This window comes from Bordetella trematum (assembly GCF_900078335.1).
Taxonomy (GTDB): Bacteria; Pseudomonadota; Gammaproteobacteria; order Burkholderiales; family Burkholderiaceae_B; genus Bordetella; species Bordetella trematum.
This window is the reverse complement of sequence record NZ_FKBR01000030.1, coordinates 1-3,013: the sequence shown is the minus strand read 5'-3', so window position 1 is coordinate 3,013 and position 3,013 is coordinate 1. Positions and strand designations below refer to the sequence as shown.

Genomic DNA, 3,013 nt, shown 5'->3' with positions numbered 1-3,013 from the left:
GCGAACCGGGTGAACTGAAACATCTCAGTAGCTCGAGGAAAAGAAATCAACCGAGATTCCGAAAGTAGCGGCGAGCGAAATCGGAACAGCCTTTACGATTTAGCCATCCGTATAGTCGAACAGTCTGGAAAGTCTGGCCGTAGCAGGTGATAGCCCTGTAGACGAAATGCGGGTGGTGGAACTAGGCGTAAGAGAAGTAGGGCGGGACACGTGAAATCCTGTCTGAAGATGGGGGGACCATCCTCCAAGGCTAAATACTCGTGATCGACCGATAGTGAACCAGTACCGTGAGGGAAAGGCGAAAAGAACCCCGGAAGGGGAGTGAAATAGATCCTGAAACCGTATGCATACAAACAGTCGGAGCCTCTTTATGGGGTGACGGCGTACCTTTTGTATAATGGGTCAGCGACTTACATTCAGTGGCAAGCTTAACCGGATAGGGAAGGCGTAGCGAAAGCGAGTCCGAATAGGGCGTTCAGTCGCTGGGTGTAGACCCGAAACCAGATGATCTATCCATGGCCAGGTTGAAGGCACGGTAACACGTGCTGGAGGACCGAACCCACTAGTGTTGAAAAACTAGGGGATGAGCTGTGGATAGGGGTGAAAGGCTAAACAAATCTGGAAATAGCTGGTTCTCTCCGAAAACTATTTAGGTAGTGCCTCAAGTATTACTGCGGGGGGTAGAGCACTGTTATGGCTAGGGGGTCATGGCGACTTACCAAACCATGGCAAACTCCGAATACCCGCAAGTACAGCTTGGGAGACAGAGCACCGGGTGCTAACGTCCGGACTCAAGAGGGAAACAACCCAGACCGCCAGCTAAGGTCCCAAATTATCGCTAAGTGGGAAACGAAGTGGGAAGGCATAGACAGTCAGGAGGTTGGCTTAGAAGCAGCCATCCTTTAAAGAAAGCGTAATAGCTCACTGATCGAGTCGTCCTGCGCGGAAGATGTAACGGGGCTAAGCGATAAACCGAAGCTGCGGGTGTGCACTTTTAGTGCACGCGGTAGGAGAGCGTTCTGTAAGCCTGCGAAGGTGGCTTGTGAAGGCTGCTGGAGGTATCAGAAGTGCGAATGCTGACATGAGTAGCGATAAAGGGGGTGAAAAGCCCCCTCGCCGTAAGTCCAAGGTTTCCTGCGCAACGTTCATCGGCGCAGGGTGAGTCGGCCCCTAAGGCGAGGCAGAGATGCGTAGCTGATGGGAAGCTGGTTAATATTCCAGCACCGTCGTACAGTGCGATGGGGGGACGGATCGCGGAAGGTCATCAGGGTGTTGGAAGTCCCTGTTGCTGCATCGAAGATGGCGCTTAGGCAAATCCGGGCGCGTGAATCAAGGGTGTGGCACGAGCGAGCATGTCTCGCGAAGTGATTGGAAGTGGTTCCAAGAAAAGCCTCTAAGCTTCAGCTGTACGAGACCGTACCGCAAACCGACACAGGTGGACGGGATGAGTATTCCAAGGCGCTTGAGAGAACTCAGGAGAAGGAACTCGGCAAATTGATACCGTAACTTCGGGATAAGGTATGCCCCGGTAGTGTGATGCGCCTGCGCGCAAAGCATGATGGGGTCGCAGAGAATCGGTGGCTGCGACTGTTTATTAAAAACACAGCACTCTGCAAAGACGAAAGTCGACGTATAGGGTGTGACGCCTGCCCGGTGCCGGAAGGTTAAGTGATGGGGTGCAAGCTCTTGATCGAAGCCCCGGTAAACGGCGGCCGTAACTATAACGGTCCTAAGGTAGCGAAATTCCTTGTCGGGTAAGTTCCGACCTGCACGAATGGCGTAACGATGGCCACGCTGTCTCCTCCTGAGACTCAGCGAAGTTGAAATGTTTGTGATGATGCAATCTACCCGCGGCTAGACGGAAAGACCCCATGAACCTTTACTGTAGCTTTGCATTGGACTGTGAACCGGCCTGTGTAGGATAGGTGGGAGGCGCTGAACTCGAGTCGCCAGATTCGAGGGAGCCATCCTTGAAATACCACCCTGGTTTGTTTGCGGTTCTAACCTTGGTCCGTTATCCGGATCGGGGACAGTGCATGGTAGGCAGTTTGACTGGGGCGGTCTCCTCCCAAAGTGTAACGGAGGAGTTCGAAGGTACGCTAGGTACGGTCGGAAATCGTGCTGATAGTGCAATGGCATAAGCGTGCTTGACTGTGAGACTGACAAGTCGAACAGGTGCGAAAGCAGGACATAGTGATCCGGTGGTTCTGAATGGAAGGGCCATCGCTCAACGGATAAAAGGTACTCTGGGGATAACAGGCTGATACCGCCCAAGAGTTCATATCGACGGCGGTGTTTGGCACCTCGATGTCGGCTCATCTCATCCTGGGGCTGTAGCCGGTCCCAAGGGTATGGCTGTTCGCCATTTAAAGAGGTACGTGAGCTGGGTTTAAAACGTCGTGAGACAGTTTGGTCCCTATCTGCCGTGGGCGTTGGATACTTGACGGAGCCTGCTCCTAGTACGAGAGGACCGGAGTGGACGTACCTCTGGTGTACCGGTTGTCATGCCAATGGCATTGCCGGGTAGCTAAGTACGGAAGAGATAACCGCTGAAGGCATCTAAGCGGGAAACTCGTCTGAAGATTAGGTATCCCGGGGACTAGATCCCCCTAAAGGGTCGTTCAAGACCAGGACGTTGATAGGTCGGGTGTGGAAGTGCAGTAATGCATTAAGCTAACCGATACTAATTGCCCGTGAGGCTTGATCCTATAACTCTTTAGTCTTTACATCAGTCGACTGGCTTCACGCCAGTGCCCTCTGAACAAAATCATACAACCCTTGTGTTTCTTCCAAATTCAGCGTGCTGACTCGCGTCAACCGCTAAACGGTTACGCCTGACGACCATAGCAAGGTGGTCCCACTCCTTCCCATCCCGAACAGGACAGTGAAACGCCTTCGCGCCGATGATAGTTGACATTCGTCTGTGAAAGTAGGTCATCGTCAGGCTTTTATCTCGCAAAACCCCACAAGCTCACGCTTGTGGGGTTTTGTCTTTTGGGGCCACGGAAAACCC

General features: G+C 52.9%; 2 rRNA genes. Both read left to right on the top strand.

What is annotated here, in order from left to right:
- A 23S ribosomal RNA gene (locus tag A7V84_RS12305) occupies window positions 1-2,708 on the top strand; the annotation flags it as partial.
- Between the two features lie 125 nt (window positions 2,709-2,833).
- Window positions 2,834-2,946, top strand: a 5S ribosomal RNA gene (gene rrf / locus A7V84_RS12300).
- The last annotated feature ends 67 nt before the right edge of the window (window positions 2,947-3,013 follow it).